The organism is Pararhizobium sp. IMCC21322, assembly GCF_030758295.1.
Lineage (GTDB): Bacteria > Pseudomonadota > Alphaproteobacteria > Rhizobiales.
On the sequence record NZ_CP132335.1, the window covers coordinates 1,750,070 to 1,768,088 of the forward strand.

Here is an 18,019-nt window from a genome sequence, read left to right on the forward strand (position 1 = left end):
CGTGACAATTGCGGATATCAAAGTAACGACTGTCGCTGTTCCGCTGGAAGCACCCTTGCGGCATTCCGCCGGGGCGCATTGGGGACGGTTTGTCCGCACGATTGTCGAAATTATTGGCAATGACGGAATGTCAGGATGGGGCGAATTGGGCGGCGGCGGAGAAGGGGCCGAGGCGGCGATCCTGTCTTTGCTGCCTTATCTGAAAGGCCATGATCCCCTGAACCTTGAGCAGTTGCGTTGGAAGATCATGAACCCGACAGCAACGCTCTATAACAACCGGCTGCAATTGCACGCGGCAATTGAGATGGCATGTCTGGATTTGGCCGGCAAGCGGCTGGGTGTGCCAGCGCACAGTCTGCTGGGCGGAGCCATCCGCGACAAGGTCGAGTTTGCCAGCTATCTGTTCTATCGCTACGAAAACGACCTGACCGGCCTGGGCGGGGAAACCAGCGCGCAAGAACTGGTCGCCCATGCCACAGCGTTGCGCGATAAACACGGGTTCCGTGTTCACAAGCTGAAGGGCGGGCACTTCAGCCCGAAGCACGACGTAGACGTATTCGTGGCCCTTGCTGAGGCATTTCCAGAAGATCGTGTGCGGCTTGATCCCAACGGCGTGTGGTCAGTTGAAGACGCGATCCGCATCGGTCGTAAGATCGCGCATTTGAACAATGACTATTTCGAAGATCCCACCTGGGGACTTGAAGGCATGCGCCGTGTGCGTGAAGGCCAGCCAATACCCACTGCCACCAATATGGTGGTCATCAATTTTGAACAATTGGCCCAGTGTTTGCGGCACGATTTGGTCGATGTGATCTTACTGGACACGACGTTCTGGGGAGGCTTGCGACAGGCTGTGAAGGCTGGGCATGTGCTTGAGACATTTCAGCGCTCGGCTGCGGTACATTCATCCGGTGAATTGGGCATCCAGCTTGCCTCGATGTTGCATCTTGGTGCGGTGTTGCCAAATCTCAATTTCGCGGCGGATTCTCATTATCACCATCTGACGGATGATATTCTGGTTGGAGGTAAATTACCCTATGTGAACGGCTGTATTGACGTGCCCACGGGCCCCGGTCTTGGGGTTGATGTCAGCCGGGAAAAGCTCGCTGAATATGCAGAGTATTTTCGCAAGACCGGTGGCTACACATATGATCGTGATCCTGCCCGTCCGTCCTGGTATTCTATCTGGCCGGAGCAAAATTTTGCAGATCCCGCAGTTAAAACAATGCCGGAGGCGAAGTAGATGGCAAAAGTCATTCTGCGTGATCTGGTAAAGGTCTATGGCGACCAATTGGCGGTCCGGGGCATTGATCTGGATGTCGAAGACGGGTCATTCGTCGTTCTTGTTGGCCCTTCAGGCTGTGGCAAATCCACAACCTTGCGCATGATTGCGGGCCTGGAGCCCATTTCTCATGGTGAACTGAGGATTGGCGGAGAGCTGGCCAATGATTTGCCATCGCGTGATCGCGGTGTGGCAATGGTCTTCCAGACCTATGCTCTGTATCCACACCTGACTGTGAAAGAGAACCTCGTATTCTCGCTTAAGCTGGCAAAAGTATCGCCTGACGAGATTGCCCGACGCGTCAATGAAGCGGTCGACGCGCTTGAACTTGGACCCTATCTGGATCGTCGACCCTCTGAACTTTCCGGGGGGCAAAGACAGCGCGTTGCCATGGGCCGTGCCATTGTGCGCGAGCCGAAGGTTTTTTTGTTTGATGAGCCACTGTCCAATCTTGACGCCAAGCTTCGCAATCAGATGCGGGTCGAGATCAAACGCCTGCAGCATCGCCTAGGTGTAACCACAATCTACGTCACCCATGACCAGATCGAGGCGATGACACTGGCCGATGTTATTGTGGTGATGAAGGATGGCGAAATTGCCCAGCAGGGGACACCTCTGGAGGTGTTTGAGAATCCGGCAAATCGGTTTGTTGCCAGTTTCATTGGCACGCCGCAAATGAATTTCTTTGACGGTGAGATTCAGCGCAGCGGCGACAGGCTCGCCTTTGTCTCGGCAGATTTGCGTGTGGATCTGGATGCAAACCAGTTCGAAAATTCACTTCAGGAGGGCCTGAAAGTGACAGCTGGGCTGCGCCCGGAAGATATCATCCCAAACGGCCACGGGCTGCAACCGGACGGTGGGATCGAAATCGAAGCGACGGTCACGCTGACAGAGCTATTGGGCAATGAATCACTTCTTTTCGCGGATGTGGGGGGGACAGATTTTGTCGCCCGAATGCAGCAACCGCGTATCGTCGAGGACGGCGAAAAGGTCCGCTTCCATGTGAACGGGTCACGGCTGCATCTGTTTGATGCAGAAACTGAACTATCCCTGCGCAAGAACTCATAGCGCGAACAGACGAAGGAGGAATAATGTCTATTAAAGGAAAACTATTTGGTGCACTGGTCGGCTCGATGTTGGCAGCAACACCGGCCATTGCGGAAGAAGTCCAGCTTTTTCACGACAAAGGGTTCTGGTCTGAACAATTGCAAACCGTTGGCGATGCATCCGAAGCGGCAACCGGCGTTCGGATCAAGGAAACGCCTTATGCGTCAGCCGAACAATACAAGGCGTTCATTCAGGCCTCGATTGCTTCGGGTGAAACCCCGAACATGTTTAGCTGGTGGACCGGCGCAACATTTGCAGAACTGGTCGGGACAGGACAGATCGCCCCGCTGGATGAGCTGTGGGCTGAAATGAACGATAGCGGCGGCTACAGCGCATCAGCCAAGGATTTGTTCATGGTCGATGGCAAGCCATACGCAGTGCCGATGGTTCTGGCGCGCTGGGTTGTGATGTATAACAAACCATTGTTTGCGGAACTGGGCCTGTCCGAACCGACGACTTGGGACGAGCTGAATGGCGCTGCTGAAGCGATCAAGGCTGCTGGGCACACCCCATTCCTGGCAACGGTTCAGGAAGGCTGGCGCGGTTTCATCTGGTTTCAGGAATTGCTTCTGCGCTTGCATCCCGAAGCCTATAACGGTCTCAATGACGGCTCGATCGCCTATGATAGCGATGAGGTCCGCAACGTCTTCCAGACCTGGTCGGACATGTATGCCAAGGGCTGGTTCTCGGACGCACGCTCAACTGAAGAGGTCAACGACTATGCACGCGGTGACGGCGCTATGTATCTGATCGGTGAGTGGGCATATGGCCTGATCACAGCAGCCGGCGTTGCCAGCGAAGACATTGGTGTATTCATAATGCCCAATGCAGCAGATGGTGTCGACAATGCCGTCATCGTTGAAGGTGGGCCGATCGTTGTCTCCACGGCAGGTGCAGCGGATGCCGATACGATGGCGGCCCTGCGCTTTTGGGTTTCGACAGAAGGCGCCAACGCATGGGGTGAAGCTTCGGGGAACTATGTCGGCAATGATTTAGCCAAAGCTCCGAACGCAGTCGTTTCAAAGGTCAATGCTGACATTGCTGCCTCGAACGCAGGGGCGTATCTGCGTTGGTGGGAAGCTGTTGCACCTGATCTTCAGGGTGAGCTGGTTGCTGAAATGAACCGCTTCATGCTGGACCCGACCATGGAAGTAGCAGAGGAAGTTATGGCAACCATGCAGTCACTGAATGCGGCCTATTGGGCTGAGCAATAAGGCTGGATAAGACAATGGACCGCGCCGCAAAAGACAAAGCGCTCCTTGAGCGTATCGGGATGGATAAAATCGCCCGTAAGGAACGTGCAAGGCGGCGCGGTCAACTTGGGCTGGGGCTGATCTTCATGTCCCCGGCTCTCCTTTTGGTCGTCGGGGTTTTGTTGGCACCCGTGGGTTACAACATCTGGCTAAGCTTCACCAAATGGAAGAAATTCAAAGGCTTTGGTGAATATGCCGGAGTGTCCAATTACGAAAAAATGGCGTCCAATCCATTCTTTACCGATGCCCTTGTGAATACGGCGATATGGGTAGGTGCATCGATTGTTTTCCCCATCGCGCTGGGACTTGGAATGGCGATGTTCCTGCGCAATATGCGGGGCGCTGAGACCTTTAAAAACATTGTATTTATTCCCCGCATACTCGCCCCCACTGCAGTTGGTGTTTTGTGGTTCTATGTCTATGCGCCGGACGGGCTGCTTAACCGCGGATTATCCCTTGTCTCTGGCCAGGATGTCAGCATTGGCTGGCTCTATCAAAGCGAGACCGTCACACCGGCGATCATTGCCACATTTGTATGGCAAACCGCTGGACTGGTCATGGTGCTCCTGCTTCTTGGATTGGCGGCGATCCCGCGTGATCCAATCGAGGCGGCACATATTGACGGTGCTACACCGTGGCAGGTGTTTCGCTACATCACTCTGCCGCTCTTAACGCCGACCCTCCTGATGGTGACGATCCTGTCTGTTCTGGCCGGTTTCACCGTGTTTGATCTTCTATGGGTTATGGGGGCCAACTATCCCGGTCAACGCAGCCTCGCGCTGGCTGTGTTCATGTATTTTGAAGCCTTCCAGAAAGGTAGTTGGGCGTTTGGCTCAGCAGTGGCCGTGGTGATTGGGCTGGTCGTGCTGAGCGTTACCTGGATTCAGACCGTGCTGCAATCACGGGTAGACAGGATGGTGCGCTGATGGCTGTTGATCTGAGTACGCTGGATTTCGACGCAATCCGAAAACGTGAGAACGCCCGCCACAGAGGCGCGAACTGGAAGCTTGTCGCTGCCGTTGCTTTTTCTCTTTTATGGATTGTGCCGTTCTATTATCTGGCGATTTCGATTTTCAAATCGAACACCGAATACGCAATGAATCCGCCATTGTCTCTGCCGCAGGGGTTCGCTCCCATCCTTGAAAATGCCCGTCAGGCATGGGAGTTGGGCAATATGGGACAGGCCATGATGAATTCGGCCTTCTATGGTGTATTTGGTGCAGGTGCTGCGGTTTTCTTTGCCGCCATGGCAGCGTTTGCGATCGCTCGCATCGATATTCCCTGGCGTACAACATGGTTCATGTTGATTTTTGCCGGCACTGTGTTTCCGTTCCAGATGTATCTGATCCCATTGTTTTTCGGATACCAGAAACTTGGGATCCTGAATTCCCACATCGGCATGTTATTGTTCTACACCGCAATATGTGTACCCTTTCCAACACTGGTGCTTCGCAATTTCATGTCTGGCCTGTCGCGTGAAATGGACGAGGCTGCGCGCATGGATGGTGCCGGAGAATTCACCGTATTTTTCCGCATCGTCCTGCCAAACACAATTGGACCAATGACGGCAGTCTTCCTGTTGCAATTCACCTGGATCTGGAATGACATGCTGTTTTCCACAGTGCTTGGCAACCGGCTTGAAACACGTTCTATCATGAACGCATTGCTGGTCTTTCAGGGCAGCTATTCCTCAACCGGACCAAATGTTGTCCTGACAGCGGCACTTCTGGCAAGTATTCCAAGCTTGGCGCTTTTCTTTTTGTTGCGGCGTCATTTTATGGAAGGCTTGCAGGTTCAGCAATCATGAGAATAAGAGCAACATCTTTGGCTTCCCCATACAAAACAATATCCGAGCGCTCCTTGCCTCTGGCAAAACAGGTGTTCGACGCATTGCACCTGCAAATCCTGACGTTTGAGTTGAAGCCATATCAGATGCTGTCAGAGGCGTCGGTATCGGAAATGCTGGGCGTCAGCCGGACGCCAGCACGCGAAGCGCTTGCCCGCTTGGCCGAAAAAGGTTTTGTTGATGTTCTGCCGCAACGCGGATCGCAAGTTGCACCGCTCCGGGTCGCGGATCTGGAAACCTCTCAATTCATGCGTGAAGCCCTGGAAATCGGGCTTCTCCGCCGGGCAATGGGCACCGAGCGGCGCGCAGATTTGGTGCGGAGTTTGCGCAAAGAGATAACGTTACAGAGGACCTATACCCGGTTCGACGACAAGGCCAGTTTTTACATATCAGACGAGACATTTCACGGGTTGATCGCAGAATATGCCGGGCTATCTCACGTGTTGCCGGAAATCCTGCGCATGAAGGACCACATGGACCGCTTCCGCCATTTAATGGTGTCGGGGGTTGATGATTTGAACGTCGTCGTGGATCAGCATGTCGACATTGCAGATGCAATCGAAGCTAGTGATGATGAGCTTGCCGAGAAGCAAATGCTAACGCATCTGCGGCGCATCCTTCATTACGTCAATGAAGCCCGTCAGCGCTTTCCCGAGTATTTTGAAGTCAGTGCCGCTGACAAACGGGCCATAAGGTGAAGCCGAAAACGCCTGGACCCGTGCGCAATGGAGCCGGTGAAAACCCGATTTGGAATGCCGGGGATCTGCCGACAGCTTTGGCGTTGTACTGCGATGATGGCGCTATGTTGGTCGTTCAAACTGACATCCGGGGACAAGATGAAAACTGGTTGGCTGGCTGATGCAGAAAAATATCATTCTTGAGGATCGTTGCAAGGAACTGGTGGTCGAGCTTGGGCTTGGCACATCAGACGACATTGTGTCGGCGGAGCCACTCGCTGGTGGTGTGGCATCTGATATCGCGGTGGTCGATTTGGGAGATCATCGTATCTGCGTGAAATTCGCGCTGGCCAAACTAAAGGTTGCCGAAGACTGGTTTGCGCCGGTTCATCGCAACAAGGCTGAGTATCATTGGCTGCGTACTGCGGCTGAAATTTCGCCAGATACCGCACTTAAACTTCTGGGCAGATCCGAGGTTCAGAATGGTTTTGCCATGGAATATCTGGACGGAGAAAATATCTATCTTTGGAAGGCCGCGCTCCTGCAAGCTCAGCCTGACAATGGCGAAGCTGCTGCTGTGGGGGCTGTAATTGGCCAGATCCACGCAGCGTCGGCAATTTCCGGTTTTGACACCAGCCCATTTGAGAACCGCGACGATTTCCATGCGCTTCGGCTGGAGCCATATCTACGCTTCACGGCAACGCGCCATCCAGCATTGGCTGATCATCTGAACGGAATGGCCGACAGTCTCTATGCCAGCCATCAGGTGTTGGTCCATGGTGACGTTAGTCCCAAGAACATTCTGTTTCGTGCGGACAAGCCAGTTATTCTGGATGCGGAATGCGCCACCATGGGGGATGCAAGTTTTGACGTGGCTTTTTGCCTGAACCATCTGCTGCTGAAGGCGGTGCACATGCCCGCATTGCGTCAAAACCTGTTGGCAGCGGTGGAGAGTTTCTGGAGGGCTTATTCAGCACATATCAATTGGGAAACACCCGAGGCGCTCGAGGCGCGTGTCAGCGCGCTTCTTCCCATGCTGATGCTTGCCAGGATCGACGGAAAATCGCCCGTTGAGTATTTATCCGATCAAAGTCGCCAGCAGGTGAGGGACCTTGCGGCCCCGTTGATCGAGAACCCCGTAACACGCCTGTCCGCACTTACCCAATACCTTGACGCCAAGCTCGAAGGAACAGACCTGTGACAACAATAAAATCTGTCAAAGCCCGCAGGGTTTGGGATTCACGCGGCAACCCCACAGTGGAAGTTGACGTGACCTTGGCAAACGGCGTGACAGGGCGTGGCATTGCTCCTGCGGGAGCCTCTCGTGGCGCCCGAGAAGCGATTGACCTGCGAGATTGTGGCGCAAGACTTCGGGGTATGGATGTGCAGCGGGCACTGACCTCGGTCAACGAGATCATTGCTCCGGTTCTTGTCGGGCGCGACGTTGCGGATCAGGTCGGAGCCGATAGGGCCATGTTGGAATTGGACCCGTCCCCGTTGAAGAGCACACTTGGCGGCAATGCAACTGTGGCAACATCGATTGCGCTGTTGCAAGCGGCAGCGGCGGCAGAAAACAAGCATTTATGGCAGCATATAGCAGACGTCTATGACAGGTCGGCTTCTATCCCTTTGCCAGAAATTCAGATCTTTGGCGGGGGCGCGCATGCGGGCCGCCGGGTTGATATTCAGGACTTCATGATCATGGTGCCTGGCGCGAACAGCTTTGATGAGGTGATGGAAATCACCAGCGAAGTTTACTTCGCTGCGGGCGACATAATGAAGCAAAAGGGTCGTTTGGCCGGTGTCGCTGATGAAGGCGGTTGGTGGCCGGTTTTTGACAGCAATGAAGAAGCGCTGGAGACCCTGGTTGCAGCCATTGAAAAGGCGGGAGAAAAGCCGGGCGAGCGGGTTGTGATCTCGCTTGATATTGCGGCATCCGAATTTGGCAAAGATGGGAAATACCGACTGGCGCTGGACGACCAGAGCATGGATTCTGCTGCGTTCATCGACCTGCTGGGCAGATGGATCGAGGCCTATCCTATTGCATCGATAGAAGATCCGGTCGGCGAGGATGACCCCGAGAGCATGGCGGAATTCACGCGTCGCTATGGTCAGCGCGTTCAAATTATTGGCGACGACTATCTCGTAACCAACAAGGCGCTTGTCGAAGAGGCGGCTGCTGCCGGTGCCTGCAATGCCGTTCTGATCAAAGTAAACCAGGCTGGGACGATATCAGAATCTGTTGATACGTTTCTTGCAGCGGAAAAGACGGGGTTTCGCAGCGTCGTTTCTGCCCGCTCCGGTGAAACCGAGGATGTCACCATAAGCCATTTGGCGACCGGCCTTGGCTGCGGACAGCTGAAAGTCGGTTCATTCACCCGCTCGGAACGCATGGCCAAATGGAATGAATGCTTGCGCATTCAGGACATTCTTGGGCCATCCGCCTTCGTAGGTGGCGCGCCATTGGCTGCCACTTGGTGGGGCAGAAAAAACTCTGGCGACAAATCGTGATGGCCCCAAGCATCGGCGAAACAGTGGTTTTGGATATCGAGAGTCTGAGCGAGTAGGCTTACATGTCATTCCCTAGAAGGAGAACAAAATGGATTTAACGCAACGTCTTGCTGGCAAGACAGCAATTGTAACGGCTGCTGCCCAGGGCATCGGACGTGCTGTCGCAGAGCGCCTGATGGCAGAAGGTGCGAATGTGTATGCTTCGGACTTGAATGGCGACGTTTTAAGCACGTTGAAGGGCGCGGATATCAGCACACTTGATGCCACTGACGGGTCGGCAGTCAGCGCCTATTTTGAACAATTTGACCGGGTGGATATTCTGGTCCATGCGGTGGGTTACGTTCATCACGGTGACATTGAAGAATGCAGCCTTGAAGACTGGCGCAGATCCTGTGCCATTACCTTGGACAGCGCCTTTTTCGTGCTGGGCGCGGCCATTCCCAAGATGAAAACAAACGGCGGAAGCATCATCACCATCGGTTCAGTGGCAAGTTCCACCAAAGGATTTCCGAAACGCGCAGCGTATGGTGCAACCAAGGCTGGCGTTCTGGGCCTGACCAAAGCTGTGGCGGCGGATTATCTTCACCAGGGCATTCGTTGCAACTCGGTTTGTCCCGGCACGGTGGACAGCCCAAGCCTGCGGGGGCGTATCGGGGTGCTGGCCGAAACGATGGGCAGTCTGGAAGAAGCCGAGAAGTATTTCATTGATCGTCAGCCAGCGGGCCGCTTTGGAACCCCCGATGAGATTGCCGGCCTCTGTGCGTTTCTGGCATCGGATGACGGGGCGTTTATGACCGGACAGATCGTCAACATCGACGGCGGGATTACCATCTGATTACGGACCGGCAGTCAGTCACTACTTAGTGGCCGGTCTTGCTGTTCGGCAAATAAGCCATACCCAGCAGATCAAACCTTCCGGCTACGCTGCTGACAGTAGGGTGTCAGCGGTCTGCGTCTACAAATGCCATATGCCAATGTGGCAGTTTTAGGATACCATCAAGGAGCGATAACAGTGCCCGCAAATCTGTTTGGGTTGAATGTTATTGGGCAGATCGCTCTACTGAATGAGGGTAAGCCTCTTGAGGCGTTTGATCAGTATTTTGCGCCGGATGGCGTAATGTATGCCAACGGTAAGATTTTCGCCCGTGATGCTTCCGAGGGGCGTAGGAAGCAAGAGCCATACATAAATTCTGCGACGTCAATTAGCGGTAGCATCGTCGATCTCATTATGTCGGAGGAAAAAGAGATTTGTGCTTTTCGCAACAGATCTACTTTTGTGGCTCCCGACCGCAAGAAACACCAAATTGACGGTGTATGTTGGCAACGGTGGTTTGCTGGTAAGGTCGTTGAAGAGCGATATTTCGACGGCGACGAGATGCAGAAAATGCTGAACATTGGTATTCTTACATCACCAGAGAAAATCGCTTGATCGAGCGGTGCATGCCCCCGACGTCAGCGAGATAAAGCTTGCAAGTTATTATTACCATTCAGGGTTCACAAACGGGTCAATCGCCATTGATGGGCTAAAAAAGACGTCTCGGTTCTTGCGAAACCTGAAAACTTTCAACCAATCAAGACTGTGTTAGGTGAGCATGTCAAAAAATGACATGCCCAGTGTGCTTTCAAACCATCTCACCGGATCAGAAAGTAGCGCCGCGTCACCGCTTGATTGGTGCAGTGGTTCTTTACCACTTCGTCAATGTTACTTTGAAGGGTTGCAATGCGTTTATTGTACAGTTTTGCAATACACGAGACGTTTGAGCCACAGGCCGCGCGGGACTTCTAGAAAGCAGTCGCGGCGTAATGACAAATGCCGCTTACACCCATCAGCAATGGCGGCAGATACAGGAAGTGAAAACAACGTTGCAGCGAGTGCAATTGTCACAGGCCCAAAACCGTTTCGGTCAGAGGGAGGTGCTTTGGTAACTGCACGCTTCCACTGTACAAAAGCGTGACCTTCGATCCTGCGCTAATTGGCGGTCAAAAGAATGTGCAAAATAGCATCATATCTGCAGATGTTTAGAAGTCCGGCATATCTTCGATAGCTTCAAAGGTCAGTTGTAGGCATCTGTCTCAGACGCTGCATTATTTAGCTCAGTGGATCTGCATACCTTCACATGCATCCGAGATGATTTGAATTTCAGGCAAAAATCCAGTGCCCAACCTAACATTGTGCCATTGACCGTGTGTCAGATAATTAGAAGAAACATCTATATGTTTTGATAAATCCCATGGGATGAGGTTGGTTTGTTTTAGAGCTGGCCCCGTTCCGTCGCGGAAACTATTTTTCCGGCAATGCGTTGAGCATGTTCACTTGTAAGACCCGCCATCCAGACTTTCAACGGAACGGTTACAACGCGTGACCTGATACCTTTTTTATATCGTCGGATACCCACTTCGGATTGGACAACTCTGGCGGAAAGGCTCCATCAAGACAGGGCGCGGCCGCATTAATGTCGGACGCAATTTGAGGTGCGTCACATGATCTTGCCTGGTTTTTCGCAGGCCCTTACCGGCATTTCCGGAATTCTTGTTTGTCCGTTTTCATCTGATGACAGCCTGGATTGTGGCAAATTAAAACCACTGGTGGATCGTGCGATTGGTGCCGGTGTCCATGTTCTGGTGGCGAACGGCAACACAGGAGAATATTACGGTCTGACAGCAGATGAAGCTGAGCAGTTTGTCCGTTCAGCGGCGCAGCATATCGCCGGGCAGGTGCCTTTGCTTGCAGGTATAGGGCGCTCAATCAAGGAGGCCTGCCAATTGGCAAAAATATCTGCTGAGGCTGGCGCGGATGGCTTGATGATCCATCAACCGCCAGACTCATTTGTCGCGCCGCGCGGGATTATCGACTATGTTCAGCGGGTGCACGCGGCGAGCGATGGCCTGCCAATCATGCTCTATTTGCGCAATGATGCCATTGGCACAGATGCGATTGTAAAACTATGCTCCCTGGAGGGCGTTGCTGGCATTAAATGGGCGACACCCAATCCCCTGAAACTGGCGGAGGCCATCGCAGCCTGTCCGGATCATTTGATTTGGGTTGGTGGCTTGGCCGAGGTCTGGGCTCCATCTTTTTATGCCGTTGGCGCCAGAGGCTTCACCTCCGGCCTGATCAATGTCTGGCCTGAGCGTTCGGTCTCCATTCACACTGCGCTTGAGGCCGGGGACTACGCGCAGGCACGGTTTTTGATCGATGGAATGCGAGACTTTGAAGATGTCCGTGCCGAGGAGATGAATGGTACCAATGTGACGGCGGTAAAAGCTGCCCTTATCATGATGGAAAACGATTGTGGGCCGACGCGGCCTCCCTCTGCCTGGCCGCTTACGTCAACACAGGCACAAAAACTGAAAACCTTTCTGGGTCGCGAAGGTCTGCTGCCTCCTAGACGCTGAGCTGGTAGCTGCTCTAAAGTTTGGCAAACATGCCTATTCATGCGTAGGTGACAGCCTGATAGATGGATTTAGGGAGTGAGTTTCCGTGTTCGAACTAAACCAGTTGAGAAGCTTTATTGCGGTGGCCACGGAGCTGAACTTCCATCGCGCAGCTGAGCGTCTCAACATGACCCAGCCACCATTGAGCCGTCAAATCCAGATGCTGGAGCGTGAGGTTGGCGTCCTGCTTTTTGACCGAACCGGGAACAGCACCCGACTGACCGCTGCGGGCCGCCGTTTTTTCACCGAAGCGCAGGATATCCTCAGGCGCGCCGAAGCTGCCGCCCTGTCGGCTCGCCGTGCCGAATCCGGAGAGGAGGGGGCTGTGGTTTTGGGTTTCATCCCAGTTGCAACACTTGGTTTGTTGCCACAGGTGGTGTCAATTCTGCGGCAGGCTGTGCCAACCGTAGACGTCATTTTGAAAGAAATGCAGACCATTGATCAGCTCGAGGCGTTGCCATCAGGCATGATTGATCTGGGGATCATGCGCTTGCCGCGTGATCGCAGCAAAATGAATTTTGCTCGTCTGCTGAGCGAACCTTACATGCTGGCTATGCATCAGAATCATCCGCTTGCGGACAAGGACCATCATGTGGTTCAGGATCTGCACCGTCAGGATTTCCTGATGTATGCGCCTTCCGATGGTTGGTACGGTTATGAAAATCTCAACGGGCTTTTTATCACGCATAAGGTGCAGCCGAATTTTGTACAGTATTTTGGTCAAACCCTGACGATGTTGTCGATGGTTGATGCAAATGTTGGGATCGCCCTTGTTCCAGCCGCCGCGCGCTTTCTTGGCTTCCCGAATGTGGTCCTGAAACCAATTGAGTTTCCCTCCCCAATTCGCTCGGAACAACATTTGGGATGGTCAAACGCCTCAGATGAGCAGCCAGTGGTTCAGCGTGTGCGAGAGGCGCTTATCGGGGCATTTGAAAATGCAAATGAACCCGCGCTTCAGACATAGGACAGGTCTTAAGCGATACCTGATCGGTATCAGCCGATAGCAACCCAATATTGGACGCCCTGATGTCGCCTACCTAGGTTCAGCCGGTCAGCGAAACCTCTGAGCCACAAGAGTAATTATGTCCCTGTCTTCCTTCATCATAATCAATCCTGCCGACACTGTTGCTGTTGCTCTCATGCCGGTTGCATCCGGAACAGCGTTGTCAAGCGGGGCAAGCACTGTTGAGCCTGTTCCGGCAGGGCACAAGGTAGCGCTGCGCGCCATCGCAAAGGGCGTGCCGGTGCTGCGTTATGGGCAGATTATTGGGTTTGCCAGTGAGGACATCGCAGCTGGTGCTCATGTGCATTCTCACAATCTGGAAATGGGTGCCATCGACAAGGACTATGCCTTCGGAGCTGACAAGCAACCTCCACAGGCCCAAAAAAAAGACCGGGCCTTCATGGGGTTTCGCCGGGCTGACGGGCGCAGTGCCACGCGCAACTACATCGGCATCCTGACAACGGTTAACTGCTCGGCACATGTAGCGAATGCTGTGGCCAGAGCATTTGAGCGGCAGCTTGGAACAGATCACGATCCGCTGGCTGATTTCCCCAATGTTGATGGTGTGGTTGCGCTGACGCATACGACAGGCTGCGGCATGAGCGCAGGCGAGCCCTTGGAGGTGCTTCAGCGAACCATCAGGGGCTATTGTGACCACCCGAATTTCTCCCATGTTTTGGTTCTGGGCTTGGGGTGTGAGGTCAATCAAATCGGAGAATTGGTCAATGCGCCTTCAACGCAACACCGTCCCCATGCCTTAAACATTCAGGCGGCGGGTGGGACCCGTAAGACCGTTGAAGCCGCGATTGCAAAGGTGCGTGGCTGGCTGGCGGAAAGCAACGCCATTACCCGCGTGCCCATTCCGGTATCCGAGCTTAGCGTAGCCCTGATTTGTGGCGGATCTGACGGCTATTCGGGTATCACGGCAAATCCCGCTTTGGGTGCTGCAAGCGACAGGCTTGTTGCCCATGGCGGTACAATTATTCTTTCAGAAACGCCTGAAACCTATGGTGCTGAGCATTTGCTGACGCGGCGCGCGATCCGCCGCGATGTCGGCGAGAAGCTGATTGAACGCATGGCCTGGTGGGAGGCCTACGGCTCTACGCAAGGCGCATCGTTGAATGCCAATCCTTCTCCTGGAAACAAGCGCGGTGGGTTGACCACGATCCTGGAGAAGTCGCTGGGTGCCCTTTCCAAAGGCGGCACATCAAATCTCAACGACGTTGTGGCCTATGCACAAAAATCTGATCACAAAGGGTTGGTCTTCATGGATGCGCCTGGCTACGATCCTGTTCAGGTGACCGGACAGATTGCCGGAGGTGCCAACCTTGTGGCCTTCACAACCGGGCGTGGCAGCGTGTTTGGTAGCAAACCAGCTCCGACACTCAAAATCGCCAGCAATAGCAAAATGTTTGACGCGATGGTAGAAGATATGGACATCAATTGCGGTGGTATCCTGGATGGTTCTGATACAATTGATGAATGCGGGGAGCGCATATTCGAGGCCCTGATTGCATTGGCATCCGGCGAGAAAAGCAAAAGCGAAGCGTTGGATTTCGGCGCTTCGGAATTCGCTCCCTGGATCGTTGGCCCCGTCATATAAGGGGCCGCCTGCGGTTGGTCGGCGCTGCCGGTGATACCGAAAAGGTATCAGCCGACTTATCCATAACATTGGATCACCTTCGGCTTGTATCCTACAAGGAAGGCAGCGCGAGCCGTCAGTATTGAGCACGCGAAGAGATTATAGGGAGAAACACAATGACCATTAAAGCCACACTCCGCGCACGGGCTCTCGCCCTGTTAGCGCCAGCCGTTTTACTCATGGCGCCAGCCGCTCAAGCGGCTGATTGGCCTGAACGCGCTGTACAGATAGTTGTGCCTTTCAATGCGGGCGGTGATACTGATTTTAACGCCCGATTGCTTGCCAAATATCTTGAGCCGGAAATCGGCGTAGCGATGCCGGTGGTGAATGTCAGCGGCGCTGGCGGTAGCATCGGTGCGCGCCAGGTGCTCGACGCTGATCCCGATGGTCACACGGTTTTGTTGTTTCACACAGCCATGTTGGTAAACACAGCCTCGGGCCTTGCCGATTTTTCATTCGATGATCTTGAGGTTGCAGCCATCGTGGGCCGTGAGCCTGGCGCTGTTATGGTGGTTAAAGCCGATGCGCCCTGGCAGTCCCTTGAAGAATTGATGAAGGCGTCGGCGGATAACCCCGGCTCAATTGACCTTACGACCAATATTGGCGCGACAACTTATCTCATTGGTTCAATGATCAATAAGGCGGGCGCGGCGTTCAACTTTGTTGATGTTGGCGGCTCGTCAAATCGGTTGACCGCTGTTCTTGGCGGCAATGTCGATGTCTCCCAGAACCCGTTAGGCCAGGTCGCGCCCTACCTTGAAACCGGAGAGTTGCGTGCGCTTGCAACTGTTGCGCTGGAACGCAGCGATGCGCTGCCAAAAGTGCTGACCTTCCGCGAGCAAGGTTATGAGGACGTTGGGTTCCAATACGCATTCTTCTTTGCATTCCCTCCCAAAACGGATCCCGCCATTGTTGCCAAGCTTGCAGAAGCAGCAGGCAAAGTCGTTCAGCAAAACGCGGACTATCAGCGCGAGCTATACGACACATATCGTCAGGTTCCCTTTTATCTGAACACGTCAGATGCGCATGATTTCCTGACCTCTGAGGCTGCCACCATAAACGCCTTCGATTTCTAGGGGTTTGCTCAAAAGCGCCGCCCTTGCATTATTCATGTAGTGTGGCGGCGCAATACGAAATATCCAGGTGGCTCTAAAAAGCTGTTTGCTTCGCGCAACCACCCGGAAACCGGTGCGTAAGCTGCCGAGGGGGAAATTATGCAGGAGCGCAGTAACACGATCCTTGCGGGTGCAGCGTTGCTTGTAGCGGCTGGTGTGATCTTCATCGCAGCCAGTCAGATCAAGAGCCGTTTTCCCTTTGGCGTGGACTCTGGTTTCTTCCCTGAAATTGCGTCCGCTGCGCTTGGCATTCTGGCAGCAGTGATTTTGCTTCAAGGCCTGCGGACAGCCCCCGATCTTAAAATGGAGCCGGTGGCGCCCGAGGGGCAAAAAACCGTCCTTCTCTCTCTGGTTTTACTCACGGCTTTCGGTGGCGGCATGGCGGTGATTGGCTTTCTACCGGCCGCTGCCATCTATCTTTTTGCCCAATTTTTTGTGCTCAGCCCGCCCCCTCAACGCCGCCCACTTTACTTCGCTTTGATTGCGCTTGGCTCTGCCGCGATTATCCAATTCATATTCGCAAGTTGGTTTGGACTTGTCCTGCCTACGGGCCTCTGGAGATAATATCATGGACCTCTGGATTGCCGGATTTTCACAAATCTTTCAGTTGACGCCAATGTTGCTGATCGCAATTGGTGTGGCCATTGGCATTATTTTCGGGGCAATCCCCGGCATGAGCGCCACAATGGCCGTGGCGCTTTTCCTGCCAATCACATTCGGGATGGAACCAATTCCGTCCATTGCATTGTTGGTTGCGCTGTTTATCGGCGGTATTTCCGGCGGGCTGATTACGGCAATCCTGATCAATATTCCCGGCACACCAGCTTCCATTGCGTCGACCTTTGACGGGTTTCCGATGGCGCAGAACGGACAGGCCGGGCGCGCTTTGGGCATCGCCATTCTCTATTCATTTATCGGAACCCTGATGGGTTGCCTGGTCCTGTTTTTTGTTGCCCCGCCGGTTGCACGTTTTGCCCTGCGCTTTGGCAGCTTTGAATATTTCGCAATTTCCCTGTTTGCGCTGACGCTTGTGGCAGGGCTGTCTGGCGACAACCTTGCGAAAGGTCTGGTCAGTGCTCTGATCGGCCTTCTGGTGGCGATGATTGGCGTCGCCCCAATTGATGCCTATAAACGCTTCACATTTGAATTCAGTCAGTTGGATGCGGGTCTGGCACTGGTGCCGGTGCTGCTTGGTCTGTTCGCTGTCTCTGAGGTGCTCAAGGAGGCGGAAACCTCATTTGGCAACAATGTAACAAAGCTGCCAAAATTCAACATGCCGGGATTTTTCGGCACAAACTGGAAAGGGATAAAAGGCCAGTCGCCGAATATGGTGCGGTCGGGCGCCATTGGAATTGGTATTGGATTGTTGCCTGGCATCGGCGCAGGCACCTCCAACCTTCTGGCGTATCTGGCCGCCAAAAACAGTTCCAAAACACCTGAGAAATTTGGCACCGGCATTCCCGATGGCATCATTGCCAGCGAAACTTCTAACAATGCAGGGATAGGCGCGGCCATGGTGCCGCTGATCACATTGGGAATTCCCGGGGATTCCGTGACAGCAATGCTGCTGGGCGGGTTTTTGATCCATGGTATCCAGCCCGGCCCATTGCTGTTTCAAAACAATGGCGAGTTGGTCTATTCCATTTTCGTCGCGCTTCTGGTCTCCAGTGTCGTGATGCTTTGCCTTCTTTACTTCGGGCTTCGTGGTTTTGCAGCCATGCTTTCAATCCCCAAACACTACCTGCTCTCGCTGGTTATGGTGATGTGTTTCGTTGGTGCCTTTGCGGTCAACAATCGTATATTCGACGTATTCACGCTTATAGCCTTCGGTGTGCTTGGCTATGCGATGTTGAAGTTTCGCTTCCCGTTCCCGCCGCTCATACTAGGGTTTATTCTGGGGCCGATGTTGGAACAGAACCTGCGCAGCGCATTAATGTCGACAAAAGGCAGTATCCTTCCCTTCTTCGAACGGCCGATTACAGCTTTTTTCCTAAGCCTTGCAGTGCTTTACGTCATCATTGTTACTGCGCGGAAACTGAAGGGCTGGAAGACCAGGACCTAAGCGCGCTGGTCGGGGCAATGTGCAATCATGTGGCTTGTTCAAGTTTGTCCGCTTGGTCAATCCCACATATGCATCATGAAACGCGG

The 18,019-nt window shown here is 53.8% G+C and carries 16 protein-coding genes; all 16 read left to right on the forward strand.

Features of this window, described 5'->3' with window-relative positions; translation table 11 throughout:
- Window position 1 precedes the first annotated feature (1 nt).
- The 16 genes from RAL91_RS08495 to RAL91_RS08570 all read left to right on the forward strand — a co-directional run bounded on the left by RAL91_RS08495 (window position 2) and on the right by RAL91_RS08570 (window position 17,933).
- Window positions 2–1,243, forward strand: coding sequence for an enolase C-terminal domain-like protein (locus tag RAL91_RS08495; RefSeq protein ID WP_306261373.1), 1,242 nt, complete (start codon window positions 2–4; stop codon window positions 1,241–1,243).
- Window positions 1,244–2,350 carry an ABC transporter ATP-binding protein gene (locus tag RAL91_RS08500; RefSeq protein ID WP_306261374.1) on the forward strand — a complete coding sequence of 369 codons (1,107 nt, stop codon included), beginning with the start codon at window positions 1,244–1,246 and terminating at the stop codon, window positions 2,348–2,350.
- Between the two features lie 23 nt (window positions 2,351–2,373).
- Complete coding sequence (locus RAL91_RS08505) at window positions 2,374–3,603, forward strand: ABC transporter substrate-binding protein (protein WP_306261375.1); 1,230 nt, start codon at window positions 2,374–2,376, stop codon at window positions 3,601–3,603.
- Between the two features lie 14 nt (window positions 3,604–3,617).
- Window positions 3,618–4,568 carry a carbohydrate ABC transporter permease gene (locus RAL91_RS08510; protein ID WP_306261377.1) on the forward strand — a complete coding sequence of 317 codons (951 nt, stop codon included), beginning with the start codon at window positions 3,618–3,620 and terminating at the stop codon, window positions 4,566–4,568.
- Complete coding sequence (locus RAL91_RS08515) at window positions 4,568–5,449, forward strand: carbohydrate ABC transporter permease (RefSeq protein ID WP_306261379.1); 882 nt, start codon at window positions 4,568–4,570, stop codon at window positions 5,447–5,449. The genes RAL91_RS08510 and RAL91_RS08515 overlap by 1 nt, the downstream gene beginning before the upstream one ends.
- Window positions 5,446–6,186, forward strand: coding sequence for a GntR family transcriptional regulator (locus RAL91_RS08520; protein ID WP_306261381.1), 741 nt, complete (start codon window positions 5,446–5,448; stop codon window positions 6,184–6,186). The genes RAL91_RS08515 and RAL91_RS08520 overlap by 4 nt, the downstream gene beginning before the upstream one ends.
- A 160-nt stretch (window positions 6,187–6,346) precedes the next feature.
- On the forward strand, window positions 6,347–7,366 hold the full coding sequence (locus RAL91_RS08525) for a phosphotransferase family protein (protein ID WP_306261383.1): 1,020 nt from the start codon (window positions 6,347–6,349) through the stop codon (window positions 7,364–7,366).
- Window positions 7,363–8,676, forward strand: a complete 1,314-nt coding sequence (gene eno / locus RAL91_RS08530; RefSeq protein WP_306261385.1) for a phosphopyruvate hydratase — start codon at window positions 7,363–7,365, stop codon at window positions 8,674–8,676. Before RAL91_RS08525 ends, eno begins: the two co-directional genes overlap by 4 nt.
- An 88-nt stretch (window positions 8,677–8,764) precedes the next feature.
- The gene (locus tag RAL91_RS08535; RefSeq protein ID WP_306261387.1) at window positions 8,765–9,511 is read left to right on the forward strand and encodes an SDR family oxidoreductase; all 747 of its coding nucleotides are present in this window, start codon (window positions 8,765–8,767) and stop codon (window positions 9,509–9,511) included.
- A gap of 177 nt (window positions 9,512–9,688) precedes the next feature.
- The gene (locus tag RAL91_RS08540; protein WP_306261389.1) at window positions 9,689–10,105 is read left to right on the forward strand and encodes a hypothetical protein; all 417 of its coding nucleotides are present in this window, start codon (window positions 9,689–9,691) and stop codon (window positions 10,103–10,105) included.
- A gap of 1,052 nt (window positions 10,106–11,157) precedes the next feature.
- On the forward strand, window positions 11,158–12,072 hold the full coding sequence (locus RAL91_RS08545) for a dihydrodipicolinate synthase family protein (RefSeq protein WP_306261391.1): 915 nt from the start codon (window positions 11,158–11,160) through the stop codon (window positions 12,070–12,072).
- An 85-nt stretch (window positions 12,073–12,157) separates the two neighbouring features.
- Window positions 12,158–13,075, forward strand: coding sequence for a LysR family transcriptional regulator (locus tag RAL91_RS08550; RefSeq protein WP_306261393.1), 918 nt, complete (start codon window positions 12,158–12,160; stop codon window positions 13,073–13,075).
- A gap of 118 nt (window positions 13,076–13,193) precedes the next feature.
- Window positions 13,194–14,717, forward strand: coding sequence for a UxaA family hydrolase (locus tag RAL91_RS08555; RefSeq protein ID WP_306261394.1), 1,524 nt, complete (start codon window positions 13,194–13,196; stop codon window positions 14,715–14,717).
- A gap of 155 nt (window positions 14,718–14,872) precedes the next feature.
- Window positions 14,873–15,832 carry a tripartite tricarboxylate transporter substrate binding protein gene (locus RAL91_RS08560; protein WP_306261396.1) on the forward strand — a complete coding sequence of 320 codons (960 nt, stop codon included), beginning with the start codon at window positions 14,873–14,875 and terminating at the stop codon, window positions 15,830–15,832.
- Window positions 15,833–15,970: 138 nt separating this feature from the next.
- Window positions 15,971–16,435, forward strand: coding sequence for a tripartite tricarboxylate transporter TctB family protein (locus RAL91_RS08565; protein ID WP_306261398.1), 465 nt, complete (start codon window positions 15,971–15,973; stop codon window positions 16,433–16,435).
- A gap of 4 nt (window positions 16,436–16,439) precedes the next feature.
- On the forward strand, window positions 16,440–17,933 hold the full coding sequence (locus RAL91_RS08570; protein WP_306261400.1) for a tripartite tricarboxylate transporter permease: 1,494 nt from the start codon (window positions 16,440–16,442) through the stop codon (window positions 17,931–17,933).
- Window positions 17,934–18,019 lie beyond the last annotated feature (86 nt).